24 protein-coding genes are annotated in these 23,925 nt (G+C 63.7%); 15 read left to right on the top strand and 9 right to left on the bottom strand.

The window, feature by feature from the left end:
* Position 1: 1 nt before the first annotated feature.
* The 3 genes from ACRWQA_RS19995 to ACRWQA_RS19985 form a co-directional block, all read right to left on the bottom strand.
* On the bottom strand, positions 2-787 hold the full coding sequence (locus ACRWQA_RS19995) for a 3-hydroxyacyl-CoA dehydrogenase (protein ID WP_434230084.1): 786 nt from the start codon (positions 785-787) through the stop codon (positions 2-4).
* 10 nt (positions 788-797) lie between these two features.
* The gene (locus tag ACRWQA_RS19990) at positions 798-1,568 is read right to left on the bottom strand and encodes a crotonase/enoyl-CoA hydratase family protein (RefSeq protein ID WP_434230081.1); all 771 of its coding nucleotides are present in this window, start codon (positions 1,566-1,568) and stop codon (positions 798-800) included.
* Between the two features lie 218 nt (positions 1,569-1,786).
* The gene (locus ACRWQA_RS19985) at positions 1,787-2,692 is read right to left on the bottom strand and encodes a LysR family transcriptional regulator (RefSeq protein WP_434230079.1); all 906 of its coding nucleotides are present in this window, start codon (positions 2,690-2,692) and stop codon (positions 1,787-1,789) included.
* Positions 2,693-2,898: 206 nt separating this feature from the next.
* Between ACRWQA_RS19985 and salA the strand changes: the two genes are divergently transcribed.
* Positions 2,899-4,203, top strand: coding sequence for a salicylate 1-monooxygenase (salA, locus tag ACRWQA_RS19980; RefSeq protein ID WP_434230076.1), 1,305 nt, complete (start codon positions 2,899-2,901; stop codon positions 4,201-4,203).
* Between the two features lie 68 nt (positions 4,204-4,271).
* Entirely contained in the window at positions 4,272-5,531 is a 1,260-nt protein-coding gene (locus ACRWQA_RS19975; protein WP_263581452.1) for a benzoate/H(+) symporter BenE family transporter, read from the top strand.
* A 67-nt stretch (positions 5,532-5,598) separates the two neighbouring features.
* Here the strand turns inward: ACRWQA_RS19975 and ACRWQA_RS19970 are convergent, their stop codons facing one another.
* The 3 genes from ACRWQA_RS19970 to ACRWQA_RS19960 are packed head-to-tail and all read right to left on the bottom strand — an operon-like array spanning position 5,599 to position 8,713.
* Positions 5,599-6,645: a TRAP transporter substrate-binding protein gene (locus ACRWQA_RS19970; protein ID WP_434230073.1), complete on the bottom strand. Its 1,047-nt coding sequence runs from the start codon at positions 6,643-6,645 to the stop codon at positions 5,599-5,601.
* 35 nt (positions 6,646-6,680) lie between these two features.
* Complete coding sequence (locus tag ACRWQA_RS19965; protein ID WP_434230070.1) at positions 6,681-7,649, bottom strand: PDR/VanB family oxidoreductase; 969 nt, start codon at positions 7,647-7,649, stop codon at positions 6,681-6,683.
* Positions 7,646-8,713: an aromatic ring-hydroxylating dioxygenase subunit alpha gene (locus tag ACRWQA_RS19960; protein ID WP_434230067.1), complete on the bottom strand. Its 1,068-nt coding sequence runs from the start codon at positions 8,711-8,713 to the stop codon at positions 7,646-7,648. Before ACRWQA_RS19960 ends, ACRWQA_RS19965 begins: the two co-directional genes overlap by 4 nt.
* A gap of 177 nt (positions 8,714-8,890) precedes the next feature.
* On the opposite strand from ACRWQA_RS19960, the gene ACRWQA_RS19955 reads away from it, so the two are divergent.
* The 4 genes from ACRWQA_RS19955 (at position 8,891) to ACRWQA_RS19940 (ending at position 12,610) form a co-directional block, all read left to right on the top strand.
* Complete coding sequence (locus tag ACRWQA_RS19955; RefSeq protein ID WP_263581448.1) at positions 8,891-9,562, top strand: GntR family transcriptional regulator; 672 nt, start codon at positions 8,891-8,893, stop codon at positions 9,560-9,562.
* A 209-nt stretch (positions 9,563-9,771) separates the two neighbouring features.
* A complete protein-coding gene (locus ACRWQA_RS19950) occupies positions 9,772-10,800 on the top strand; it encodes a TRAP transporter substrate-binding protein (protein WP_263581447.1) in 1,029 nt (342 codons plus the stop codon).
* Positions 10,801-10,803: 3 nt separating this feature from the next.
* Positions 10,804-11,331, top strand: a complete 528-nt coding sequence (locus ACRWQA_RS19945) for a TRAP transporter small permease subunit (protein WP_263581446.1) — start codon at positions 10,804-10,806, stop codon at positions 11,329-11,331.
* Positions 11,321-12,610: a TRAP transporter large permease gene (locus ACRWQA_RS19940; protein WP_263581445.1), complete on the top strand. Its 1,290-nt coding sequence runs from the start codon at positions 11,321-11,323 to the stop codon at positions 12,608-12,610. Before ACRWQA_RS19945 ends, ACRWQA_RS19940 begins: the two co-directional genes overlap by 11 nt.
* Positions 12,611-12,637: 27 nt before the next feature.
* On the opposite strand, the gene ACRWQA_RS19935 is transcribed toward ACRWQA_RS19940, so the two are convergent.
* The gene (locus ACRWQA_RS19935) at positions 12,638-13,579 is read right to left on the bottom strand and encodes a helix-turn-helix domain-containing protein (RefSeq protein ID WP_434230062.1); all 942 of its coding nucleotides are present in this window, start codon (positions 13,577-13,579) and stop codon (positions 12,638-12,640) included.
* A gap of 145 nt (positions 13,580-13,724) precedes the next feature.
* Here ACRWQA_RS19935 and pobA point away from each other — a divergent pair, with 145 nt between their 5' ends.
* From pobA to ACRWQA_RS19910, 5 genes are all read left to right on the top strand, one after another.
* On the top strand, positions 13,725-14,909 hold the full coding sequence (gene pobA, locus ACRWQA_RS19930) for a 4-hydroxybenzoate 3-monooxygenase (RefSeq protein ID WP_434230059.1): 1,185 nt from the start codon (positions 13,725-13,727) through the stop codon (positions 14,907-14,909).
* 256 nt (positions 14,910-15,165) lie between these two features.
* Positions 15,166-16,092: a Bug family tripartite tricarboxylate transporter substrate binding protein gene (locus tag ACRWQA_RS19925; protein WP_263581442.1), complete on the top strand. Its 927-nt coding sequence runs from the start codon at positions 15,166-15,168 to the stop codon at positions 16,090-16,092.
* Positions 16,093-16,170: 78 nt separating this feature from the next.
* Positions 16,171-16,671: a tripartite tricarboxylate transporter TctB family protein gene (locus ACRWQA_RS19920; protein ID WP_434230054.1), complete on the top strand. Its 501-nt coding sequence runs from the start codon at positions 16,171-16,173 to the stop codon at positions 16,669-16,671.
* 38 nt (positions 16,672-16,709) lie between these two features.
* The gene (locus tag ACRWQA_RS19915) at positions 16,710-18,215 is read left to right on the top strand and encodes a tripartite tricarboxylate transporter permease (protein ID WP_263581440.1); all 1,506 of its coding nucleotides are present in this window, start codon (positions 16,710-16,712) and stop codon (positions 18,213-18,215) included.
* 57 nt (positions 18,216-18,272) lie between these two features.
* Complete coding sequence (locus ACRWQA_RS19910; RefSeq protein ID WP_263581439.1) at positions 18,273-19,496, top strand: CaiB/BaiF CoA transferase family protein; 1,224 nt, start codon at positions 18,273-18,275, stop codon at positions 19,494-19,496.
* Positions 19,497-19,502: 6 nt separating this feature from the next.
* Here the strand turns inward: ACRWQA_RS19910 and ACRWQA_RS19905 are convergent, their stop codons facing one another.
* A complete protein-coding gene (locus ACRWQA_RS19905) occupies positions 19,503-20,216 on the bottom strand; it encodes an SDR family NAD(P)-dependent oxidoreductase (protein ID WP_434230051.1) in 714 nt (237 codons plus the stop codon).
* Positions 20,217-20,462: 246 nt separating this feature from the next.
* Between ACRWQA_RS19905 and ACRWQA_RS19900 the strand changes: the two genes are divergently transcribed.
* The 4 genes from ACRWQA_RS19900 to ACRWQA_RS19885 all read left to right on the top strand — a co-directional run bounded on the left by ACRWQA_RS19900 (position 20,463) and on the right by ACRWQA_RS19885 (position 22,999).
* The gene (locus tag ACRWQA_RS19900) at positions 20,463-21,101 is read left to right on the top strand and encodes a LysE family translocator (RefSeq protein WP_434230048.1); all 639 of its coding nucleotides are present in this window, start codon (positions 20,463-20,465) and stop codon (positions 21,099-21,101) included.
* A 47-nt stretch (positions 21,102-21,148) separates the two neighbouring features.
* Entirely contained in the window at positions 21,149-21,553 is a 405-nt protein-coding gene (locus ACRWQA_RS19895) for a GFA family protein (protein WP_434230045.1), read from the top strand.
* Between the two features lie 168 nt (positions 21,554-21,721).
* Entirely contained in the window at positions 21,722-22,345 is a 624-nt protein-coding gene (locus tag ACRWQA_RS19890) for a LysE family translocator (protein ID WP_263581436.1), read from the top strand.
* Positions 22,346-22,390: 45 nt separating this feature from the next.
* The gene (locus ACRWQA_RS19885) at positions 22,391-22,999 is read left to right on the top strand and encodes a class I SAM-dependent methyltransferase (protein ID WP_434230042.1); all 609 of its coding nucleotides are present in this window, start codon (positions 22,391-22,393) and stop codon (positions 22,997-22,999) included.
* Positions 23,000-23,014: 15 nt separating this feature from the next.
* Here the strand turns inward: ACRWQA_RS19885 and ACRWQA_RS19880 are convergent, their stop codons facing one another.
* A complete protein-coding gene (locus tag ACRWQA_RS19880; RefSeq protein WP_434230039.1) occupies positions 23,015-23,917 on the bottom strand; it encodes a LysR family transcriptional regulator in 903 nt (300 codons plus the stop codon).
* Positions 23,918-23,925: the final 8 nt, after the last annotated feature.

Raw genomic sequence — 23,925 nt, 5'->3', positions numbered from 1 at the left:
GTTAACGTGGGGCCATGCGGATCGATCCATCCAGCCGAATCGTCTCGCCGTTGAGCATGGCGTTATCGACGATATGGCAGGCCAGGCGCGCGAACTCGTCGGGGTCGCCCAGGCGATTGGGGAAGGGGATGGATGCCGCCAGTGACTGCTGCGCCTCCTCCGGCAGGGCGTCCATCAGCGGGGTCTTGAACAGCCCCGGGGCGATGGTCATCACGCGGATGCCGTGGCGGGCCAGCTCCCGGGCGATGGGCAGGGTCATGGCGACGATGCCACCCTTGGAGGCCGCATAGGCGGGCTGGCCGATCTGGCCGTCGAAGGCCGCCACGGAGGCGGTGTTGATGATCACCCCGCGCTCGCCATCGGCCTGGGGCTCGCCCTTGGCCATGGCGGCGGCGGCCAGGCGCAGCATGTTGAAGCTGCCCAGCAGGTTGATGTTGACGATGCGCGAGAAGGCTTCCAGTGGCAGGGGCTCGCCGTGGCGATCGACGACCTTGGCGGGGTCGCCGACCCCGGCGCAGTTGATCAGCCCCTGCAGGCTGCCGAAGGTGTCCACGGCCAGCGCCACCACGGCCTGGGCATCGGCTTCGCTGGTAACGTCGGTGCGTTGGAAGAGCGCGCGATCAGTGGCGCTTCTAGCGTTCAGCTCGCCTGCCAGCGCCTCGCCGCGCTCGACATTGAGGTCGGCGATCATGATGTTGCCACCTGCCTCGTGCAGGGCACGCGCGGTGGCTTCGCCGAGGCCCGAGGCGCCGCCGGAAACGATGAAGGTGTTGTCCTGAAACTTCATGATGATCTCCTCAGGTACGCGGGCCCTGGCCCTTCTTGGCAAAGAAATGGCTGATGCGTTCGGCAACTTCGGGGCTGGTCTGGGTCAGGGCGGCGGTGAGTGACTCGACGAACAGGCCGTCGTCGCTGGACATGTTGTCGATGCGAGAGATGGCGGACACCATGGCCCAGTTGGCCATGGGGGCATTCTCGGCAATGCGGGAGGCCAACTGGCGGGCCTTGGCGAGGCTCTCCCCATCGCCGACCACATAATGGGAGAGGCCCAGGCGCTGCCCCTCGTCGGACTCCATGACACGGCCGGTGAGCATCATCTCGCACAGGCGGCCGGGGCCGATGATATTGGCTACCCGCACCGAGGCGCCGCCGCCGACGAAGATGCCGTGGCGCCCCTCGGGCAACTGGTAAACAGTGCTGGCTTCGGCGACCCGCACGTGGGTGGCGGTGGCCAGTTCCAGGCCGCCGCCGATCACGGCGCCCTGCATGGCGCTTACCACCGGTATGCCGCCGTTCTGCAGCCGGTCGAAGATGCGATGCCAACTACGGGAGTGCTGTACCACACCGAAGGGCTCGCGGTGCTGGTGTTCGGCCAGGTCGAGCCCAGCGCAGAAGTGCTTGCCTTCGGCGGCAAGAATGATGACCCGGGTGTCTTCCGGTATGGCAATCAGAGCGTCTTCCAGAGCGCTGAGCAGGCGATCGCTGACGGCATTGCGCTTCTCCGGTCGTGCCAGCGTAATGGTGTAGATGCTGTCGTCCAGAGTCGTCTTGACGAGAGTTTCGGTCATGTGGGCCTCGGCAGTGGTTCGTCAGGCTGAGCGCTTGTTGCGAGAAAATACTGTTGTAAATATAAACAATATAGAGGCTACAACAGTTCTCCTGCCGGGTCATTCCTACTGCACCACGACTTTAGTCTTGTGTTGGCTTCGGGTGCGTCGGTGAGAAACGAAAACGGCAGCCCGAAGGCTGCCGTGAAGTGGGAAGAGAAGTGCGAAGAGAAGTGCCGTCATTCCGCAAACATGTCGAAAATAAGACCACGCAGCCAGCGGTTGCCGGCATCCTGATGGAAACGTCGATGCCAGAAGAGATTGATGGGGATCTCGGGGAAGGGTACCGGATGCTCGCGCATCGCTAGTTGGAATCGCTCTCGGGTTACCTCGGCCAGCTTGTCGGTGACGGTCACCACCAAGTCGGTGCTGCTGACGATGTAGGGCACGGCGGCGAAGTGGGGAAGCTCTAGCCTGACCGGCCTTGTGACGCGCGCCCTCGCCAGATGCTCCTCCACGATGCCATGGCCGGTACCCTGGGCCACCACCACGGCATGCTGGGCGGTGACGAAGGCATCCAGGTCGAACTCGCCCACTGTCAGGGGGTGGCTCGCCCGCATCAGGCAGACATAGCGCTGCACGAAGAGGCCTTGCTGATAGAAGCCAGCGCCGAGTTGGGGAATCAGGCCGATGGCCAAATCGGTTCGCCCCTCTTCCATCTCCCGCTTCAAGTCCTCGTGCTGACTGCGCACCGTGCTCAGGGAGATACCCGGTGCCTCCCGGGCCAGGCGTTCGAGTAGGCGAGGCAGGAAGACAATCTCGCCGATGTCGGTCATGGCGATATTGAAGATGCGCTTGCTTGTCGCTGGGTTGAAGTCATCCGGCCGATTGAGCGTCTCTTGTAGCTGGGCGAGGGCCTGGGCGATGGCGGGGTGCAGGCGTGTGGCCAACGGTGTCGGCATCAAGCCTTGGGAGGTGCGCTCGAAGAGTTCGTCGCCAAGCAGGTTGCGCAGCCGCTTCAGGGCATGGCTGACCGCGGGCTGGGTGATGCCGAGGCGCAGCGCCACGCGCTGGGTGTTCTGCTCCTGGTAGAGGAGGTCGAATACCACCAGCAAGTTCATGTCGACCTCCGACAGCTTGATCATGGCGTTCCTGTCATTAGCGGTGGTTTACCATCCGATCCCGGTATTGGACAAAGGTCGAGTCCGGGTGGGCAAGAAATAGTCCAGGTCTTTGTTTCGTCAATTTATTAGTGGTGCTTATGCAGTGAATGCAGGGTGCTGTGTGGTGGCCGGTAAGCGGCGCGCCTAGCGTGGGGGCATACCCTCAGTCAGTGCATGGGAGCATGATCATGGTAACCAACCACCAACAAAAACGCCTTTCCATCGGCATCATCGGCGGCGGCATCGGCGGTGTGGCCTTCGCCGTGGCTCTGTCGCGGGATTTCGGCCTCGATGTGCACCTCTTCGAGGCCGCGGAGCGATTCTCTGAGATTGGCGCCGGTGTCTCCTTCGGGCCCAACGCCGTTCGAGCGATCCAGTTGCTCGGTTTGGAGGCTTCCTATTGTCGCATCGCCGACGCCTCTCCGGCTCCCTTCGAGGACGTCTGGTTCGAGTGGCGTCGCGGCCTCGACGACACCTGCCTGACCGCTAGTCTGGCGCCTGGCTGCGGCCAGTCCTCGGTACACCGGGCCGATTTCCTGGACGCTATCGTCGCTAACCTTCCGGAGGGGATCGCCCACTTCGGCAAGCGCTGTATCGAAGTGCAGCAGAGTGGTGGTGGTGCCACCGCACGCTTTGAAGACGGCTCTTCGTTTACTGCCGATATCCTGATCGGCTACGACGGCATCAAGTCGGCGGTGCGTGAGCACGTGCTGCCGCCGGCGCAGTACGGCGACCTCGGCCCGTTCTGGAGCGGCACCCATGCCTATCGCGGCATGATTCCCACCACGCAACTGGAGGCGGCGCTGGAGGCCCGGGGGGCCGACAAGCGCCTGGCACTGGTGCCGCAGATGTACCTTGGCCCCGATCGCCACATCCTGACCTTCCCGGTGAAGCAGTCCGAATTGATCAACGTGGTGGCCTTCGTCACCGACCGCTCCACCCCGAACCCCCGGCTTCCCGAGGGCGAGGAGTGGTTCAAGGCGGTCTCCCAGCAGGAGATGTTGGCAGTCTTTGCGGGCTGGGGCGCCGCCTCCCAGGCCATTCTCGCTTGTATTCCCGAGCCAACGCGCTGGGCGCTGCATGAGTTGCCGCAACTGCCTCGCTATCACTGTGGCCGGGTGTTGATCGTGGGGGATGCGGCCCATGCCATGGTGCCGCATCAGGGAGCGGGAGCCGGTCAGGCGTTGGAAGACGCCTACGTGCTGGCCAGCCTGCTTACCGATCAGGCCTGCACCCGACAGAACGTTCAGCAGGTCCTGGCGGCGTTCGAGGCGGTTCGTCATGAGCGCACCTGCAAGGTACAGCGCACCTCCCACCAGGCAGGAGATCTTTACGAGTACAGCGCGCCAGGGATTGGCGACGACGAGGCACGGCTCGCCGCCGACCTGGAGACCCGTTTCGACTGGCTCTGGAACCATGACCTACGGGATGACGTGGCTGCGGCCAGAGTGCGCTTGGGATGGGAGTCGGCGGCGTCTTTCGCAACGGCCTAACCCCGCGCTGACATGGGAGGTTTCTCCTCAAACCCTGAAGACAACGATAACAACCCCTGGAGCACACCATGAAACACATCGAGAAGGGCGTCGGCCTCAGGTCCGCCCCCCGCGACTTCCTCAGAGACCTCAACGGCGATAACCTCAGCGCGGGCATCGTTGCCGGCATCTTCGGTCTCAGCGCCGGCATCATCCATATCAGTGCCGGCACGGCGGCAGGGCTCGACTCTCACTTCATCATGATCTGGGTCGTCAGCTACCTACTGATCAATGGCCTGTTCGGCCTCTTCGTGCCAGCCTACTACCGGCTCCCCCTGCCCATGGCCAATTCCATCCCCGGCGCCCTGCTATTCGCAGCGATCATTCCCGTGGTGGGGCTCGAGGCGGCCCTGGGGGCGACACTGGTAGCCGGCGTCATTGCGCTGGTGGCCGGTCTGGCAGGGGTGATGAGCCTCGTTATGAAGCTGATCCCTATGCCGATTGTGATGGGAATGGTTGCCGGCATCCTGCTCAAGTTCGGCCTCAATATGGTGGCCCCGCTGGAGAGCGCTCTGCTGCCGGCCACCATCATGATCCTGGCCTTCTTCTTCTCGGCCCGCCTGCTGCGTCGGGTGCCGCCGCTGATTGTCGCCATGCTGGCCGGTATCGCCTACATGGCCATGTCGGGTGTTGATCTGACTGGCGTCGAGTTCTCGGTGACCTTTCCCGAGTTCATCGTCCCGGAGTTCACCTTGGAGGCCTTCCTGGCCTATGGTCTGCCACTGGCCCTCATCTTGGTGGGGATGGAAACCCCCGCCGGGGTGGGCCTGGTGAAGGGGATGGGCTACAAGGAGGTGCCGGCCAACGCCATCACCGCGGTGGGCGGCTTTGCCACCATGATCTCCGCCTTCTTCAACCTGCACAGTACTTGCATCGCTGCCCCTGCCACCGGCATCTGCGCCTCGCCGGAGGCTGGCGCGCAGGACAAGCGCTGGGTGGCGGCAGTCATCACCGGCGCCATTTTCATGCTGGGCGCCCCCTTCTACGGTTATGTGGTCAGCCTCATCCAGGCGATGCCGGGCTATTTCATGGCCATCATTGCCGGCCTGGCGCTGCTGCGGGTAATTAGCTCGGCGATGCAGATGACCTTCACGGGCAAGCATGAGGTGGGAGCCATGTTCTCCTTCCTGATCGCCGCGTCTGGACTGCAGGTTCTGGGCATCGGGGGCTCCTTCTGGGCACTCGTACTGGGCGTCTTCGTCTCGCTGATCTTCGAGGCCAGGGATTTCGAGTTCACTTTCGGCCGGCCATTGGCCAAGCGGCCTTCATTGAGCAAGAAAGGCGGCTGAGCCTCGCCAGAATGCCGACGGCGGGCCTAGGGCCCGCCGTCGGTGTTTTCCTGTGTGTGTGCTGAAATCAGGCCTCGCAGCTCTGTTTGAGTTGCATCGCAGCCTCGTAGATCTCGCCGGCCTTGCTGCCGGTTTCCTCCAGGTAGCCCTCGATGGTTTGCTGCAGCACGGGCCCCCACTCGGGGTGGCCGAGGGCATCCTCGATGACCAGGAATTCGTGGCCGGCTTCCTCGGCGTCCTGGCGGCCCTGGCGGATCAGTTCGTCGTAGACGTCGGCGGCGCGCAGCGACCACTCCATGCCGCTGTGGTCGTCGATCACCTGCTGCAGATCCTCGGGCAAGCCGTCATAGGTGCGCTGGCTCATGGTGGCGAACAGCGACAGGTCGTAGAGCGGCACCTCGGTGTGGTAGCTGGCCAGTTCGTTGAGGCGGAAGGTCTTCATGCCCTCCCAGTTGAAGCTCAGGCCATCGACTACGCCGCGCTGCATGGCGGTGAAGACCTCGGGGGCGGGCATGCCCACGGCCTGGGCGCCGAGCCGGGTGAACATGTCGCCGACCACCGGCGTGGGGCGGCGCAGGCGCAGACCCTCCAGGTCCTCGGGCGTCTCGATCAGGCGCTCCTTGGTGTGCAGATAGCCGGGGCCGGTGGTGAACATGAACAGCGGTCGGGTATCGGCGTATTCCTCCGCGAAGTGGCCTTGCTCGTAGAGGGACTGCAGGATGCAGGAGCCCTGACGGCTGCTGGCCGAGACGCCGGGGAGTTCTACCACTTGGGTGAGCGGGAAGCGCCCTGCATTGTAGCCTTGGGCCGAGGCGCCGATATCGGCGACGCCGCTGGTGGTGCTTTCGTAGGTCTTGTCGGATTTGGCCAGGGTCTGGCTGGGGTAGATCTCCACCTTGAGACGGCCATCCGAGGCCGCTTCGACGCTTTCCCCCCAGGCCTGGAACAGCTCGCGGTCGATCAGCGAACCGCCGGGCCAGACATGGGCGATGCGCAGGGTATTCGCCTCGGCCAGGGAGGGGATGGCGACGAGCGCGACGGCCAGTGCGCCGGTCAGGGCGCGGTTCAGGGTGCTCATACGAGTGATTGGGGGCACGGTCTTGCTGGGTGTCATGGGGGGTTCCTCTTGTCGTTATGTTGTTGAAACGCTTACAGGTCCAGCACCAGGACCTTGCTCTTTGCTCGTGAACAGCAGGGGGTGAACTGGTCGTTGGCGGCGTGCTCGTCGTCGTCCAGGTAGAGGTCGCGGTGGTCGGGCTCTCCCTCCAGTACACGGGTCAGGCAGGTGCCGCAGACCCCCTGTTCGCAGGAGACCATGATCTCGATGCCGTTCTCGGCGAGGACCTCGTACACCGTCTTGTCGGCGGGTACGGTGAAGCTGGCGCCGCTGCTGGCGATCTTGACCTCGAAGCTGCCGTCGTCGCTGGTGTCGGCCACGGCGCCGGCGAAGTACTCGGTGTGCAGCCGTTCGCTGGGCCAGCCGCTGGCCTTGGCGGTCGACAGCACCGCTTCGATGAAGCCGGTGGGGCCGCATACATAGACCCGGGTGTCGGGCTCCGGCGTGGCCAGCAGGGCTTCCAGGTCCAGCTTCTGCTCCGCTGCGCCGTCGTCGAAGTGGAAGTGCACCCGCTCGGCGAAGCCGGAGGCAGCGATGCGCTGACGAAAGGCAGTGCGCTCGGCGGAGCGGGTGCAGTAATGCAGTACGAAGTCGGCGTCGGTGTGGGCCAGGCGCTCGGCCATGCACAGCAGGGGCGTGATGCCGATGCCGCCCGCCAGCAGCAGCGTACGCCCGGCCGGCTTGAGCGCGAAGTGGTTCTTGGGTGCGCTGATCTGGACCAGATCGCCCACCTTGATCTCCTCGTGCATGGCCACCGAGCCGCCCCGTGAAGCGGGGTCGCGCAGTACCCCGATCAGGTAGCGGTCGCGCTCTTCGGGGTGGTTGCACAGCGAATACTGGCGGATCACCCCATCCTTCACCCGCACGTCGATATGCGCCCCGGCGCTGAACGCCGGTAGCGGCCGACCGTGGGGATCGGCCAGCTCGAAGCTGGCGATATCCTGGGCTTCATCGTGACGCGCCTTGACCTCGACGATCAGCGAGAGGGGCGTGCCGCTCATGCCGAGGCCTCCTCTTGGCTGGCTTCGCGCTCCTCGGTGAGTAGCCGGTCGATGATGCGTCGCGCCTGGACACCGCCGCCGTCGATGTTGAGCTTGAGCAGCTGGCGCTCGGGATAGCGCAGCAGGTTGCGCTGCTGGGCTTCGAGCATCTCCAGGTCTTCGGCGAAGATCTTGCCCTGTCCTTCTCGAATTTTGGCGGTGAGTTCGCCGTCTTCGGGTTTGAAGTTGCGCGCCATGCCCCAGAAATACCAGATCGAGGTGTCGGTCTCGGGGGTGATGAAATCGACCACGATGCTCGACGCCTTGACCTCCGCCGGGGCGTCATAGCCGCCGTTTCCGGCATGGGCCACGCCCACGTCGATGTGCACGTGGCTCGGCGGGGTGAAGCGGCAGATCTGCCAGCGGTCCACCGGCACGTCATCGGCCAGGCCGCAGCCGCGCAGAGCCGCCTGCCAGAAGGGAGGGGCCGGGATGTTCTCCATGTGCCGGCTGGTGATGACTTCGTCGCCGTCGACGCGGGTTTCGGGAGCGGCTTCCTCGATCTCCGGCTGGCCGATGCTGGAAGCGTGCACATAGGTCTCATGGGTCAGGTCCATGAGATTGTCTATCATCAGGCGATATTCGCAGCGGACATGGTAGAGCCCGCCGCCGTAGGCCCAGTCGGGACTGTCGGCCCAGTGCAGAGATGGAATCAGGTCGGGATCTGCCTTCTCCGGGTCGCCCGGCCAGAGCCACACGAAGCCGTGTCGTTCCACCACCGGGTAGGCGCGAATGCTGGGGAAGCCGCGCACTCGCTGGCCCGGCATGCTGGCGCACTTGCCGTCGCAGCCCATCTCCAGGCCGTGGTAGCCGCAGACCAGCTTACCGTCGCGTACGAAGCCCAGCGATAGTGGGGCGCCGCGGTGGGGGCAGAAGTCCTCGACCGCGGCCACGCGGCCTTCGTCGCCACGGAAGAAGACGACCGATTCGTTGCAGATGGTGCGTCCGAGCGGTTTGTCCTCGATCTCGTCCGGGGTGCAGGCGACGTACCAGGTATTCTTGGGATAGGGGGCATGGTGAGTCACGGTTCTTCTCCTCGGGAGCGGTTCATGGTCACGGCATGAAGCGGCGCTTCCGTCTTTGCTGAGAATGTTATGTTTGGATCCAAAGTAGAGCTTCAAGGCGTATAATTGGTCAACTTATGCTTTAGTTGGATCCAGGCGGGGGGTGGCGAGAATGGGTAAGGACATCAAGGAGATCGAGTGACTAACAGCGACAAGAGCGTAGTGAGCCGGTTGCGCAAGCTGATCGGCGAGGGAACCTATCGGCCGGGGGAGCGCCTCGGCGAGGTGGCGGTGTCGGAACAGCTGGGCGTCTCACGGACGCCGGTGCGCCTGGCCTTCCGCACCCTGGAACAGGAGGGCTTGCTGCAGCGAGCCGGCAAGCGCGGCTTCATGGTGCGGGAGTTCACCGAGGCCGATGTGCTCTGTGCCGTGGAGGTGCGTGGGGTGCTCGAGGGGCTGGCGGCGCGGCGACTGGCCGAGCAGGGCATTACCAGGGAACTGGATGCCGAACTGGAAGTTTGGATCCAAAGAGGGCGTGAGCTGCTGGCCAAGGGGTTTCTCGAGGAGCGCGACGTCGATGTCTGGAGCGAGCTCAACCGCCACTTTCACCAGACCATCGTCGGTTCGTCCGGCAGCCCGGTGATCGGCGACGCCATTGCCCGCAATAATCATCTGCCTTTCGCGGCTGCCGACTCCATCATCATCGATAGCGAGGCGCTCGATCGTGAATTCCGCAAGCTGCAGCTGGCCCAGGTGCAGCATGAGCTGGTGGTCCAGGCACTGCGCCACGGCGAGGGTGCCCGGGCCGAGATGCTGATGCGCGAACACGCCTTCATTGGCCTGCGCTATGGGGAGTTGTTGGGTGCGTGAAAAGTCCAAGAAAAGGGTGGCAATAATCCTTGTTGGGGCAAACATTATGCTTTGAATCAACTAGTTGGATAAGTGAAAAATCCAAGCACCCTAGACTAATGTCGATTATCGGAATGCGTATTGGTGGGGTAGCTTATCCATAAATCCGAACGTATATTCGGATGCCGAACAAATGCGCTGATCATTATAATGATACTCGGAGGCACCCCATGAACCGTATCCTGACGCGCTGTCTGCTGGCGGCATCCATCGCCAGTCTCACCGTAGCTTCGGCGCAAGCCGCGACCACCCTGCGCATGGCCCACTTCTGGCCGGGTGCCTCGGGCATCAACCAGGACATTTTCGAGGCCTGGGCCAAGACCATCGAGGAGGAGTCCGGCGGCGAGCTGCGCGTCGAGATGTTCCCCTCCGGCACCCTGGCCAAGCCCGACGCCATTTATGACGCAGTCGGCAACGGCATCGCCGATATCGGCGCCACGGCACAGGGCTACACCGCCGGTCGTTTCCCCCTGTCGCAGATCGTCGAGCTGCCCGGCGTGGCGAGCACCGCCACCCAGGGCGCCTGCGTGCTCCAGACACTCTACGACGAAGGCCATCTCGACGAGGAGTATGGCGACACGCGGCCGCTGTTCATGTTCACCACCGGGCCGGGCGGGATCCACACCATCGACACCGACGTACAGGTGCCGTCCGACCTCGAGGGCCTGCGCATTCGTCGGCCGACCGCCGTGGCCGGCCAGATGCTCGAGAACATGGGTGCCAACCCCGTGGGCATGCCGGCGCCGGAGATCTACTCCGCCATGCAGCGCGGCGTGGTCGATGGCCTGAGCTTCCCGTGGGAAGGCCTCAAGGGCTTCCGCATCAACGAACTGGTCGAGTATCACACCGAGGTGCCGTTCTACACGCTGATCTTCGTCGCCACCATGAGCCAGCGCACCTATGACGGCCTGAGCGCCGAGCAGCAGGCCGTGATCGATGCCAACTCCGGCATGAAGTGGGCCGAGAACGCCGGCGCCGTCTTCGACCGGCTCGACGTCGAGGGCAAGCAGGAGGCCAGGGACGCCGGCCACACCATCCGCGAGATCGAGAACCCGCTCGAGAACCCGGATTGGCAGGGGCCGCTCCAGGACGGTATCGAGAGCTACTTGGCGGAAGTCGAGGAGCGCGGCCTCCCTGCGCGTGAGGTATACGAGGCCGCGCTTGCCGCCAGCGAGTCCTGCGCGGGCGATCAGGGGTAAGCCATGCGGGCCTTCCTCGAACGGGCCAGCCACTGGCTGGCCCTGGTCTGTCGCGTCGTCGCCGGTGTCGCCTTGCTGGCGCTGCTGACGGTGACCATCGCCGACGTCGGCACCCGCTACCTCTATCGTCTCACCGAAGGAGCCATCGCTCTGCGCGTCTCCGGCAGCGTGGAGCTGGTGAGCTACCTGATGCTCTGTGCGCTGTTGGCCGCCATGGCGGCCAACGTGGAGAAAAGCCAGGTGGTGGTGGAGGCCTTCTCCCATGGTCTCGCGCCCGCCATCAAGAACCGTCTGCACGGCTTCTACCTGCTGGGCTTCGCGGCTCTCGGCCTGGTGCTATTCCTCGGCTTGCTCGATTCGGCCGTGGCGGCGACCCGTCACGGCGAGGTCACCCAGGACCTGCGCCTGCCCATGGGCCCCATCTACCAGGCGGCCGCGGCGCTCAGCCTGCTGCTCGGCGTGCGTAGCCTGATCCACGCGCTGCTCGGCGCAGTCTTCGGTGTCGAACAGGAGGTGTCCCATGGGGAGTGAGATGATCGGCGCCATCGGGCTTGGCATGCTGTTGGTACTGATGGTGCTGCGCGTGCCGGTAGCCTTGACCATGCTGATCGTCGGGATGGTGGGTTTCGCCCAGGTGATCAGTTGGGATGCTGCCATCGCCCAGGTGAAGACCGTGCCGGTAGAGGTGCTCTCCAACTACAGCTTCAGCGCCGTGCCAATGTTCATCCTGATGGGCGTGCTGGCGGCGCACTCCGGCATGGCCGGCAAGCTGTTCGACTCTGCACGCAGCATCTGCGGCGGCTGGAAAGGCGGATTGGCAATTTCTGCCATTGGCTCCTGTGGGGTCTTCTCGGCGATCTCCGGTTCGTCGCTGGCCACCGCCAGCACCATGACCCGGGTCGCGCTGCCGGAGATGGAGCGCTACGGCTACAATCGCGGCCTGGCCACCGGCGCGCTGGCCGCCGGCGGCACCCTGGGCATCATGATCCCACCCTCCATCGCGCTGCTGATCTACGCCATCCTCACCGAGCAGTCGGTGGGCGACATGTTCATGGCCGGCCTGGTGCCGGGGCTGATGGGGCTGGTGATGTATGCGCTCACGGTCAGCGTGGTGATGCGCCTGCGCCCCTCCCTGGCGGTGGCCGGCGAGCCCACGCCGTGGAAGGAGAAGCTGCTTTCGATGGGCGGGCTGGTGCCCTTCTTCGCGGTGTTCCTGGTGATGATCCTGGGCATCTACTTCGGCGCCTTCACCCCCACCGAAGGGGCCAGCGTCGGGGCGTTCGCCACGCTGCTCTACGCACTGGCCAAGGGCATGCGCTGGCATGGGCTATGGCAGAGCGTGCAGGAGACCCTGGCGCTCTCCGCGGTGGTGTTCTTCATGCTGGTGGGGGCCGAGACCCTGGGCTACTTCATCTCGGTGTCGCGCATCTCGTTCTCGATCAGCGATTTCCTCTACGGCGCGGACCTGACCCCGATGGTGGTGGTGCTGTGCATCCTGCTGCTCTACTTCGTGCTGGGCATGTTCATGGACTCCATCGCCATGCTGGTGATCACCGTGCCGGTGGTGTATCCCATCATTCAGTCGCTGGGCATCGATCCGGTGTGGTTCGGCATCATCACGGTGCTGACCGTGGAGCTCGGGCTGATCACGCCGCCGGTGGGGATGAACGTGTTCGTGATCAAGGCGATGGCGCCCCACGTGGGGCTGGGCGAGATCTTCCGTGGCGTGGCGCCCTTCATCGTCTCGGACTTCATCCGCTTGGCGCTGCTGGTGGCGTTCCCGGTGCTGACGACGCTGTTTCTGCTCTAGACCCTTCGCGTCATGGTTTGCCCCCGGTCAGCTCGCCTGACCGGGGGCGTCATGCATCTGCGGTTCCGCTGCATGCTGCCGCAGCCGGAAGTCCCGCGGCGAGAGGCCGGTGTTGCGCTTGAAGAAGCGGGTGAAATAGGCCGGCTCGGAAAAACCGAGGCTGTCGGCAACCTGGCTGATGGTCATGTTGGTATAGGTGAGCTGGCGCTTGGCCTCCAGCAGCAGGCGTTCGTGAAGCAGCTGCAGTGCGCTGCGGTCGGCCAGGCGGCGGCACAGGGCGTTGAGGTGTGCGCTGCTCATGCCGAGCTGTTCGGCAAACCGCTCGATGCTGGGCTGCTGGCGGTACTGCGCCTCGATCAGCGCCTGGAAGCTTGCCAGGTGCTCGTGGCCGCGGTCGCGCTGACGTGGCCCGGGGGCGGCGGTGCCGGTCAGGCCGTGCGGTTCGGCCAGCCGGGCGAGCTCTACCGCCAGGGCCTGGATCAGGCCACCCAGCATGCGATCTCGCCCCGGCGCGGGCTGACGATACTCGGCATCGATCTGTGACATCAGGGTGGCCAGGCGCCGCGCCTTCGGCGGTTGCCCCAGTAGGTGGTAGTCAGGGTGTTTGAGCACCTTGGCTTGCTCCTCTAGCCGCTGGCCAAGTTGCTCGGCCAGCGGCTGTGCCAAGGTGACGATGTGCCCCTCGATATCCTGAGAGAAGCGAAATCCATGAATCGTCATGGCCGGTACCACGATCACCAGCGGGCCTTGGAGGGCGTGCTGGGAGCCCTCCAGTTCCAGCTCTACCTGCCCGCTGGCGACATGCAGCACGTGCACCAGGTCGGCATGCCGGTGGGGGCGTATGTACCAGTCGTGCAGCCGGCTGCGTTCGGGTATCGACTCGCAGTGCAGCAGGTCCGGCGTTGGCCAGTGGTGGGTCTCGCCATAGAGCTTGAAAACGGGGACGGAAGCCTGCGCTGAGCGTGACATGGGCGCCTCCTGGATCTGGCTCGACCAAAGTCGATGCCGGATGCGTAAAAAGTCCAAGTATTGGTGCCAATCTTGCCTTAAAAGCCGTTTCGTTTCATTGAAAAATGCAACTCATGTCATCCCCGACGCGACGAGGCATTGCTCCATGAAGACCCAGGTAGCCATCATCGGTGCTGGCCCATCCGGGCTGCTGCTTGGCCAACTGCTGAGCCGCCACGGCATCGACAACGTGATTCTCGAGCGCAAGAGCGGCGATTACGTGCTCAGCCGCATTCGGGCCGGTGTGCTGGAGCAAGGCATGGTCGACCTGCTGCGCGAGGCCGGCGTCGACGAGCGCATGAATGCGGAGGGCCATCCGCATAGCGGCGTTGAGCTCGCCTTCGACAACCGCCGTGTGCGGGTCGACCTGGCCGGTCTGACCGGCGGCCAGACCGTGATGGTCTACGGCCAGACCGAGGTGACCCGCGACCTGATGGCGGCCCGCGAGGCAAGCGGCGGCACGACGATCTACGAGGCCGACAACGTCCAACCCCACGATCTCGAATCCGACAGCCCCCATGTCACCTTCGACAAGGACGGCGAAACGCTGCGCCTCGACTGCGACTACGTGGCCGGCTGCGACGGCTTCCACGGCGTATCGCGGCGGTCGATCCCTGCCGATCGCCTCAAGGTGTTCGAGAAGGTCTACCCGTTCGGCTGGCTCGGCGTGCTCTCCGATACGCCGCCGGTTTCCGATGAGCTGATCTACGCCCGCCACGCGCGTGGCTTCGCCCTGTGCAGCATGCGCTCGCCGACACGTAGCCGCTACTACGTGCAGGTGCCGCTCGACGAGAAGGTCGAGGAGTGGTCCGACGGGCGTTTCTGGGAGGAGCTCAAGCGGCGGATTCCCGACGACGTGGCCGAGAAGCTGGTCACCGGCCCCTCTATCGAGAAGAGCATCGCCCCGCTGCGCAGCTTCGTGGTCGAACCGATGCAGTACGGCAAGCTGTTCCTGGTCGGCGATGCCGCCCATATCGTGCCGCCCACCGGCGCCAAGGGGCTCAATCTCGCCGCCAGCGACGTCAACACGCTCTACCGGCTGCTGGTCAAGGTCTACCATGAGGGCCGCACCGACCTGATCCCCCGCTACTCGCAGACCTGCCTCAAGCGCATCTGGAAGGCCGAGCGCTTCTCCTGGTGGATGACCTCGCTGCTGCACAAGTTCTCCGACGAGGAAGACTTCGAGACCCGCATGCAACAGGCTGAACTCGACTACCTCACCTCATCGGAAGCGGGCCTCACGACTATCGCCGAGAACTACGTCGGCCTGCCTTACGAGCCCCTCGAGTGACCCCACCCTCCAGTGTTTCCTCCTTGACCCGGGTCCAAGCGATTGGCCCGGGTTTTTCCTTTCCTCGCGAGAGCTCTGAATAAGACTAAGGTCGGGTTTGGGGCCAAGTCGTAACGCAGTAACCTCGATCAAATTACGAATAGATGTGCGCTAAGCGAACAAATCTGGCGAAGCTAAACCAAGAAAAGGTGGCGTGATGACGAGCTTACTCAGGAAGGCATGCCTGGCGGCATGCAGCGGTGGTCTGGCTGTTGCGATGTCCGTTTCGACGGCCCAAGCCAACGACTGGCCGACCGACGACGTGCGTCTCGTCGTGCCCTACGCGCCGGGCGGTACCACCGACGTGCTGTCGCGTCGCGTTGCCGATCTGCTGCAGGAGGAACTGGACGCCAACGTGGTAGTCGAGAATCGCCCCGGTGCGGGCTCCACCGTGGCCACCGGCCGCCTGGCACGCGGCGGCCGCGACGTCGATCACACCATCCTGATGGCGTCCCCTGGCCACACCATCGGCGCGGCGATCTATCCCGACCTGGCCTACGACCCGGTCGAGGATTTCGTCTTCCTGCAGAACTTGATCGACATCCCCAACGTGATGGTGGTGCCGGCCGACAGCCCCTATGACAGCGTCGAGGAGTTCGTCGAGGCGGCGCGCGAGCAGAACATGACCTTCAGTCACAGTGGGGTGGGCAGCTCCATCCACATGTCGGGCGAGCTGTTCAAGACGCTGACCGAGACCAACATGACGGCCGTTCCCTTCGCCGGCAGCGGCGCGGCGCTGCCGGCCCTGCTGGGTGGCGACGTCGACGTCTCCTTCGAGAACATGCCGACCGTGCTCTCGCACATCAAATCCGGCGACCTGAAGGCCCTGGCGGTGACCTCCGCCGAACGCTCCGAGCACCTGCCGGACGTGCCGACCCTGACCGAGATCGGTGACTACAACCTCGATCAGTTCGTAACCACCGCCTGGTTCGGCCTGATTGCCCATGAGTCCTTCCCCCAGGACGCCCAGGACACCATGCGCGAGGCGCTCGACGCCGTGATGCAGCGCGAGGAGTTCGTGAACTTTGCGAATCAACTGGGCGCCGAGCCGGGCCAGGTGGCCGGCGAGGAGTTCAAGCAATTCATCACGCAAGAAGTCGAGCGCTGGCAGGGTGTTGCCGAGCAGGCTGGCATCAGCCAGTAACGCGGAGGGCCGAACGCAAACAGCCGCTGAGGCGAGGGCATCGTCCTCGCCTCGCTCGTGTGTCCGTGGAGGGGTGTCATGTCGACCTCGTTTCCCAAGCGTGTCAGGGCGCTCCGTGACCCCGGCGATGTTCTGGCAGGGTCTGTGCTGCTGGCCGCCGCTGCCGCACTGCTGTTCTATCTCATTCCGAACTACATTGGCGAGCCGCCCATCCTGCAGAACCCGATGATGTCGCCGCGCTGGCTGCCGCGCATCGTGGGCTGGCTGATGCTCGGCTTCTCGTGCCTGCTGATCGTTCAGGGGCTGCTGGTCGACAACACCGACAAGGAGGACGGCCGGCGTATCGAGAAGGGGCCTTGGCTGCGCTCCGCCATGATGGTGGTGGCCCTGGTCGTCTATGTGGGCCTGTTCGAGGCGCTGGGCGCGGTGATCAGCGGCATCCTGGCCACCCTGATCCTGTTTGCCGCGCATCCGGTCAGGACCTGGTGGGTCTATGGCCTGGCATTCGTGTTTCCCGTTGCCGTCACCTTCCTGTTCGTGAAGGTCATGAACGTACCGCTGCCGCTGATGCCGTTCTGATGAAAGGTGCTCGCTCTCACCCCCGCCTTCGGTGACCTATGGATATGTTGTCGGAAGTCCTCGATCTCTTCCTCAGCCTGGATAACTTCCTGGCCATTGCGCTGGGTGTCGTCATCGGCGTGGTGGTGGGTTCGATCCCCGGCCTGACCGCCACCATGGCGGTGGCCCTGGCGCTGCCGTTCACCTTCTCCATGCAGCCGGTGGCGGCCATCCTGCTGCTGGTGGGCATCTACAAGGGCGGCATGTACGGCGGCTCGATCACCGCCATCCTGATCCGTACCCCGGGCTCGCCGGCTTCCGCCTGTACGCTGCTCGACGGTTACCCCATGGCCCAGCAGGGCCATGCCAAGAAGGCGCTCAAGACGGCACTCTACTCATCGGTGATCGCCGACTTCATCTCCAATATCGCGCTGATCTTCTTTGCCGCCTACCTGGCCAAGATCGCGCTGAACTTCGGTGCCCCCGAGTTCTTCTGGCTGATCTGCTTCTCGCTGACCATCATCATCTCGCTGGCCAGCGGTTCGATGATCAAGGGGCTGCTCGCCGCGCTGATGGGCATCCTGCTCTCGCTGGTGGGACTGGACGAGGTCTTCGGCTCCCAGCGGCTGACCTTCGGCAACTACAACCTGATGGACTCCATCTCGTTCATCCCGTTGCTGATCGGGCTGTTCGCCATTCCCGAGATCATCGAGTTCTATCGCAAGAAGGCGTTGCCTCACCTCAAGGCCAAGGCCAGCGGCGCGGGCCTCTCGCTGGCGGAGCTCAAGCGTTGCCTGAAGAGCATCATCCGCGGCAGCCTGATCGGCGTGATCATCGGCGCCATTCCCGGCACCGGGGCCACCGCCGCGGCCTTCATCTCCTACAGCGACGCCCGTCGCCGCTCGCCCAATCGCGACAATTTCGGCAAGGGCGAGGTGGAAGGCGTGGCCGCGGCCGAGGCGGGCAACAACGGCGTGGCCGGGGCGACCCTGATTCCGCTGCTGTCATTGGGCATTCCGGGGGACGTGATCACCGCCATCATCCTCGGCGCCTTCATGGTTCATGGCCTGACGCCTGGCCCGCTCATGTTCCAGGAGAACCTGCCGCTGATCTATGCCCTGTTCATGGGCATCATGTTCAGCTCGCTGGTGCTGCTGCTGGTGGGCAACGGCGCCATCAAGTACTTCTCGCTGATCGCGGACATCCCCAAGGAGATCCTCTTTCCCATCGTGCTGATGTTCTGCGTCTACGGTGCCTATGCCGTGAACAACGACACCTTCGACGTCTGGCTGATGCTGGGCTTCGGCGTACTGGGTTACATCTTCAACCGGGCGGCGATTCCGGCGGCCCCCTTCCTGATCGGCTTCATCCTCGGGCCGATGTTCGAGGACAATCTGCGTCGCTCGCTGCTGATCGGCCATAACGATCTCTCGATCTTCGTGCGTGGTCCGATCACCTGGTTCTTCATCGCCCTGACGCTGGGCTCGATCCTGCTGGCGCTCTACCGCTACGCCACTGCGCGTCGCCAGCCGACAACCAGCGAGACGACGCAGGAGACGCCGTAAACACCAAGCACAGGCGGAATCCACAAGGGTGGAACCACAGCGAGCGGAGACAATGACATGGCGGGACCGCTGACAGGCCTGCGCGTGCTCGACCTGAGCCGCGTGATGGCCGGCCCCTGGTGCACCCAGATACTGGCCGACATGGGCGCGGAAGTGATCAAGGTCGAGCGTCCGGTGAGCGGCGATGACACGCGCCACTGGGGACCGCCCTGGCTGAAGGATCGCGACGGCAACGAGACCCGCGAGTCGGCCTATTATCTTTCGGCCAACCGTGGCAAGCATTCCGTGACCGTGGACATGAGCAAGCCCGAGGGTCAGGCGCTGATCCGCGAGCTGGCCGCCCAGAGCGACATCCTGGTGGAGAACTTCAAGAGTGGCGGCCTGGCGCGCAAGGGGCTCGACTATGCCACCCTCGAGGCCATCAACCCCGGGCTGATCTACTGCTCCATCACCGGCTTCGGCCAGACCGGGCCGATGGCCGCCAAGGCCGGCTACGACTACCTGATCCAGGCCCAGGGCGGGCTGATGAGCATTACCGGCGCGGCCGACGGCGAACCCGGCGCCGGTCCGCAGCGGGTCGGCATGGCGGTGGCAGACCTGACCACCGGCATGAACGCCACCATCGCCATCCTCGGCGCGCTCCATCATCGTCACCTGACCGGCGAAGGGCAGTACATCGACATGGCGCTGCTCGACGTGCAGGTGAGCTGGCTGGCCAACCAGGCGCAGAACTATTTCTGCAGCGGCACGTCGCCCAGCCGCACCGGCGAGTACCACCCCAACCTGGTGCCCTATCAGCCGTTTCCCACTGCCGACGGCGAGAAAGTGATCATCGCCATCGGCAATGACGGCCAGTTCCAGCGCTTTTGCCGGGCGGTGGGACGGCCCGAGCTGTCTGAGGATGTGCGGTTCGCCACCAATCCCGAGCGGGTCCGACATCGCCTCGAGCTGGTGCCGCTGATGGTCGAGATCACGCGTACGCGCACCTGCCAAGAATGGATAGCGCTGCTCAGCGAGATCGCGGTGCCCTGCGGGCCGATCCAGAACATCACCCAGGTCTTCGACGACCCCCAGGTCAAGGCGCGGGAGATGAAGATCGAACTCGAGTCCAATCACGGACCGGTACCCGGCGTGGCCAACCCGATCAAGTACTCACGCACGCGGATCGAGTATCGCAAGGCGCCGCCGGCTCTTGGCGAGGATACCGAGGCCGTGCTGGCGCGACTGCTCGGCAAGGCACCGGGGGAGGTTGCCGAACTGAGAAAGCGCGGGGTCGTTTAGAGCGAATCAGCCGACGCTGACGCCGCCGCAGACGAACAGGGTCTGGCCGGTGATGAAGCCGCTGCGCGCGTCGCAGAAGAAGCTCACCGCCTGGGCCACGTCCTCGGGCTGACCCATGCGCTGCGCCGGGATGTTGTCGATGATGCGCCGCGCACGCTCGGAGTCCGGCGGGTTGTTCTCCCAGAAGGCGGTGGTGGCGATGGGGCCGGGTGCGACGCAGTTGACCGTGATGCCGTCCCCGGCCAGCTCCAGCGCCCAGGTGCGGGCCATGGACTGCAGCGCACCCTTGGTTGCGCTGTAGAGGCTGCGCGCCTCCTTGCCCAGCACCACACGGCTGGCGTTGATCACGATACGACCGTGGCGCCTTTCGCGCATGCCTGGCAACAGCGCCTGGGTGCAGACCAGTGCCGAGCGCACGTTGAGGTGCATCAGGCGATCGAAATCCTCCACTCGCGTCTCGTCGAGCAGCGCGGGTGCGACGATTCCCACGTTATTGACCAGGCACTCCACGGCATGGGTCTCGACGATCTCCGCGAGTACCGCCCGAGTCGCTTCAACCTCGGCGAGGTCGACCTGGCGTGCATCGGCCCTGAGCGACCCGGCCTCTGGCTCGACGATGTCCAGCACTATGGTCCGGTAGCCGTCCTGTTGCAGGCGCAGGGCAATCGCCTGACCGATATTGCGGGCGCCGCCGGTGACGATTGCGCAGGGTTCTGTCATGTTCGGACCTTGGTAAGCGAGATCGTGAGTGCACCTGGCGCACATGCGTTCGCCAAATGGTTGCGCTCCAGCAGACGCGTCGCAACCCGACCTTGGTCTGGGACGGTTTTTACAGAGAGCTGGAGGATCAACTGTCTGTTGCCTCTTCCCTGTTGGTGCTAGTGTCAAATGACGCCTCATTCCGAAGATGCCGGGGTGCTGCGTCGTAGCGTGATTCGAACGGTATTCGACGAGGGGAGGAAGGGAATGCTGATATCGATCGAAACGTGGATCGCCTATACCGCCGCTTGCATCCTGATCATTCTAGCTCCCGGGCCGGACAATATTCTGGCGATTAGCCGTGGGCTCAGCCAAGGGCGCCTGGCGGCACTGGTGTCCAGTGCGGGAGCTTCATGCGGGCTCATGATTCACGTGCTGGCTGCAGTTTTCGGGTTGGTGGTGCTCATGCAGACTTCGGTAGTGGCTTTCACCGTAGTGAAGATTGTCGGCGCTGCGTACTTGATATGGGTCGGGCTGAATATCCTGCGCTCGAGAGATATGATTTCTCTGTTCCCCGAGAAACGGACGACGATGTCATCCATGTTCGTATCGGGATTCCTTACCAATCTTCTCAACCCCAAGCCGGCGCTGTTCGTTCTTGCCTTCCTTCCTCAGTTCGTGTCGCCTGTGCAGGGTGCCGTTGAGTGGCAGTCGCTGGTTCTGGGGATATGGCTCGTGCTGCTGGCCTTCGTGACTTTCACTCTCCTGGGTATCTTTTCCTCTTTCCTGTCGCAGTGGTTGCAGAAAAGTCCACGGACAATCCTGGGGCTCAATTTGGGTGCGGGAGCGGCATTCATTGCGGCTGGCTTGTCTGTTGCGCTCCTTGAGAGACCCAGTGCAAGGTGATGGCGTTAAAGAGATACGTGCCAATCCAGAAATGTTTAGGTAGGGACATGATCAGGAACGTCGGCAATACCGAGATACGGCTCAAGCACAAGTCGACCTGCCACTGCGGTGCGGTCGAACGCGAGCTGACACTTCCCAACGGGATCGAGAACCCGAGACGCTGTGACTGCTCCCTCTGTCGGCGAAAAGGCGCCATCGTCGCTTCGGTGGGTCTCGATGGGCTGCGCGTCGTCAAGGGCGAGGATGTCTTGAGGCTCTACCAGTTCAACACCAGGACAGCGAAACACTATTTCTGCGCGAACTGCGGGATCTATACGCACCACCAGCGGCGTTCCGATCCCAATGAATATGGCTACAACGTCGGCTGCCTGGAGGGCGTCAATCCTTTCGAGCTGGGCGAGGTGCTGGTATCGGATGGCATCAACCATCCCTCGGACCGCCAGGGCAAATGACGATCCGTCCCTCTCGGAGTGCCACGAGTCGCCATTGCGGCGGCTGCAAGTCACCGGCGAGTTCTGCTGCTCGTTGGCCACATTCCGTTCCTTCGCAAGGCAAAGAGTGCCGAACTGGTCCAGAATGCGCTTATTGACCCGCCGCCATTTAATTTAACGAGGTAGCCCATGGAACTCCTCTTGATTCTGGTTGGAGTCGGCGTTGCACATCTACTGGCCGTTATCAGCCCAGGACCGAGCCTGCTCGTAGTGGCCCGATCAGCGATCTCCACCTCGCGGAATGCGGCAATCTGGACGGCACTCGGCATTGGGGTGGGATCGGTGATTTGGGTGCTTGCCGCGTTGTTCGGGCTTCATTTGCTGTTCGCCATGGCCCCCTGGGTCTATACCGGCATGAAGGTCGTCGGTGCTGCCTATCTTTTTTATCTCGCGTTTCAGCTCTGGCGAAATGCCAAATTACCCATGCACTTTGATGTCTCAGTTGCCAAGCCAGCCGTTTCACAGTGCAAATCATTCTTTAGAGGGTTGTTGGTACAGTTGTCGAATCCGAAGGTGGTTGTCTTCATGGGTTCGATCCTGATCACGCTGCTGCCTCCACAGCCTTCGAATGGCCTGATAGCCGCGCTTCTGCTGGTTGTTTTTCTGAATGAGTTCGTGTGGTTTTCCTTTGTCGCCTGTGCCTTTTCCATCCCACGTTTTCGAGATGGTTACATGCATTTCAAGAGCATCATCGACCGGGTGACAGCCAGCTGCCTGGGAGGTTTGGGGCTACGACTTATCTTGAGCCGATAGCACTGGTTCATCGGTGCGCGCCTCCGTTCTGCTGAGATGCGAGACATGCTCCGAAGCCTGCTCTACGACACCCTGATTCTGCGGCTCACCGCCCGCTGGTACGCCGAGGTACTCGAGCGGTTGCCCGAGGGGGCGACGGTGCTGGACGTCGGGGTCGGTACCGCCGGGGCGCTGCTGGCCAACGCCGAACGGGTGCAGCAAAAGCGCCTGCGCATTACCGGCATCGATATCGACGCCGACTACGTCGCACGTGCCCGTAGGCGGCTGCACGATTCCTTATTGATCGAGCGTGCCGAGGTGCGTCTCGAGTCCGTCTACGATCATCGCGGCGGGCCCTACGATGCGGTCTACTTCTCCGCCAGCTTCATGCTGTTGCCGGAGCCCGAGCGGGCACTGCGCCATTGCCGCACACTGCTCAATCCGGGCGGACGACTCTACTTCACCCAGACCATCCAGCAGCGGCCTTCACGCTTCATGGAGCGCCTCAAGCCCATGCTCAAGCGGCTCACCAGCATCGATTTCGGCCAGGTGACCTACGAGGATGCCTTCAAGGAACAGATTCGCGACGCCGGCCTGGCGCTGGAGGAGTTCACGCTTCTGTCGCGTCATGGCAGTCGGACATCGTGCCTGGTCGTGGCCCGGCCAGTCGACTGACCCTTCACCGACAGTTCATGGATATCTACCGCTGCGGCGATTCTCCACCAGCACCTCGAGAATGGCATTGGCCTCCTGCATGATCGTCGAGGGCGCCTCGCCCTTGCGCCGGCTGCAGATCACCGGCGAGGTCAGGCCCGGGTCGGCGAGGTAGACGTAGACGATGCCGTCGCGACGCACGCGCTTGACCTGCTCCGGCACCAGGGTGATGCCGATTTCCGAGGCGACCAGTGCCAGCGCCGTCTGCAGCTCGTTGGCCTCCTGCGCCACGGTGACCTTGAGGCCGCGGCGGCGAAACAGCCCCAGCGTCATATCGGCCAGGCTCGGGCGCGGTTGGGCGGGAAACAGCACCAGCGGATATTCGGCGAGCTGGGCCAGGGTCGGCTTGGTCTCTGACAGCGGATGCCCTTCGGGCAGCGCCGCCATCAGTGGCTCGTCGAACAGGTTCTCCTGCTCTACATCGGGGTCGTCGATACGCATGCGGCCGAAGCCCATGTCGATGCGTCCGCTCTTGAGCGCCTTGATCTGCTGCACCGTGGTCAGCTCGGCCAGCATCAGCTCGACGTTATCCTTTTGTCGTAATTCCCGCACCAGCAGCGGCAACTGCCCGTAGAACACCGAAGGAACGAAGCCGATGCCGAACATCACGCGCTTGCTGCGGGCCAGGCGCTGGGTGGCTGCGACGGTGGTGTCGACCTTTTCCAGTATCTGCAGAGTATGCTCATGGAAGAACTGTCCCGCCGGCGTCAGGCGCAACCCACGCGCGCTCCTCTCGAACAGTTCTGCGCCTATCTCGCTCTCCAATTGCTTGATCTGCCTGGATAAAGGTGGCTGGGCCATGTGCAGCTTGGCGGCTGCCCGGGTCAGGTTGAGCTCGTCTGCGACCATGCAGAAATAGCGTAGGTGTCGCAGCTCCATGATACCTC

Source organism: Billgrantia sp. C5P2 (assembly GCF_051062895.2).
This window is presented reverse-complemented; position numbering and strand designations above follow the sequence as displayed.

What these genes read in the sequence shown, in the direction of transcription:
- pobA (WP_434230059.1), top strand. Translation starts at nt 13,725, where the DNA reads ATGAAGACCCAGGTAGCCATCATCGGTGCTGGCCCATCCGGGCTGCTG.
- ACRWQA_RS19990 (WP_434230081.1), bottom strand. Translation starts at nt 1,568, where the DNA reads ATGACCGAAACTCTCGTCAAGACGACTCTGGACGACAGCATCTACACC.
- ACRWQA_RS19975 (WP_263581452.1), top strand. Translation starts at nt 4,272, where the DNA reads ATGAAACACATCGAGAAGGGCGTCGGCCTCAGGTCCGCCCCCCGCGAC.
- ACRWQA_RS19935 (WP_434230062.1), bottom strand. Translation starts at nt 13,579, where the DNA reads ATGTCACGCTCAGCGCAGGCTTCCGTCCCCGTTTTCAAGCTCTATGGC.
- ACRWQA_RS19890 (WP_263581436.1), top strand. Translation starts at nt 21,722, where the DNA reads ATGGAACTCCTCTTGATTCTGGTTGGAGTCGGCGTTGCACATCTACTG.
- ACRWQA_RS19905 (WP_434230051.1), bottom strand. Translation starts at nt 20,216, where the DNA reads ATGACAGAACCCTGCGCAATCGTCACCGGCGGCGCCCGCAATATCGGT.
- ACRWQA_RS19970 (WP_434230073.1), bottom strand. Translation starts at nt 6,645, where the DNA reads ATGACACCCAGCAAGACCGTGCCCCCAATCACTCGTATGAGCACCCTG.
- ACRWQA_RS19925 (WP_263581442.1), top strand. Translation starts at nt 15,166, where the DNA reads ATGTCCGTTTCGACGGCCCAAGCCAACGACTGGCCGACCGACGACGTG.
- ACRWQA_RS19915 (WP_263581440.1), top strand. Translation starts at nt 16,710, where the DNA reads ATGGATATGTTGTCGGAAGTCCTCGATCTCTTCCTCAGCCTGGATAAC.
- ACRWQA_RS19995 (WP_434230084.1), bottom strand. Translation starts at nt 787, where the DNA reads ATGAAGTTTCAGGACAACACCTTCATCGTTTCCGGCGGCGCCTCGGGC.
- ACRWQA_RS19910 (WP_263581439.1), top strand. Translation starts at nt 18,273, where the DNA reads ATGGCGGGACCGCTGACAGGCCTGCGCGTGCTCGACCTGAGCCGCGTG.
- ACRWQA_RS19965 (WP_434230070.1), bottom strand. Translation starts at nt 7,649, where the DNA reads ATGAGCGGCACGCCCCTCTCGCTGATCGTCGAGGTCAAGGCGCGTCAC.
- ACRWQA_RS19900 (WP_434230048.1), top strand. Translation starts at nt 20,463, where the DNA reads ATGCTGATATCGATCGAAACGTGGATCGCCTATACCGCCGCTTGCATC.
- ACRWQA_RS19985 (WP_434230079.1), bottom strand. Translation starts at nt 2,692, where the DNA reads ATGATCAAGCTGTCGGAGGTCGACATGAACTTGCTGGTGGTATTCGAC.
- salA (WP_434230076.1), top strand. Translation starts at nt 2,899, where the DNA reads ATGGTAACCAACCACCAACAAAAACGCCTTTCCATCGGCATCATCGGC.
- ACRWQA_RS19880 (WP_434230039.1), bottom strand. Translation starts at nt 23,917, where the DNA reads ATGGAGCTGCGACACCTACGCTATTTCTGCATGGTCGCAGACGAGCTC.
- ACRWQA_RS19940 (WP_263581445.1), top strand. Translation starts at nt 11,321, where the DNA reads ATGGGGAGTGAGATGATCGGCGCCATCGGGCTTGGCATGCTGTTGGTA.
- ACRWQA_RS19945 (WP_263581446.1), top strand. Translation starts at nt 10,804, where the DNA reads ATGCGGGCCTTCCTCGAACGGGCCAGCCACTGGCTGGCCCTGGTCTGT.
- ACRWQA_RS19950 (WP_263581447.1), top strand. Translation starts at nt 9,772, where the DNA reads ATGAACCGTATCCTGACGCGCTGTCTGCTGGCGGCATCCATCGCCAGT.
- ACRWQA_RS19920 (WP_434230054.1), top strand. Translation starts at nt 16,171, where the DNA reads ATGTCGACCTCGTTTCCCAAGCGTGTCAGGGCGCTCCGTGACCCCGGC.
- ACRWQA_RS19895 (WP_434230045.1), top strand. Translation starts at nt 21,149, where the DNA reads ATGATCAGGAACGTCGGCAATACCGAGATACGGCTCAAGCACAAGTCG.
- ACRWQA_RS19885 (WP_434230042.1), top strand. Translation starts at nt 22,391, where the DNA reads ATGCTCCGAAGCCTGCTCTACGACACCCTGATTCTGCGGCTCACCGCC.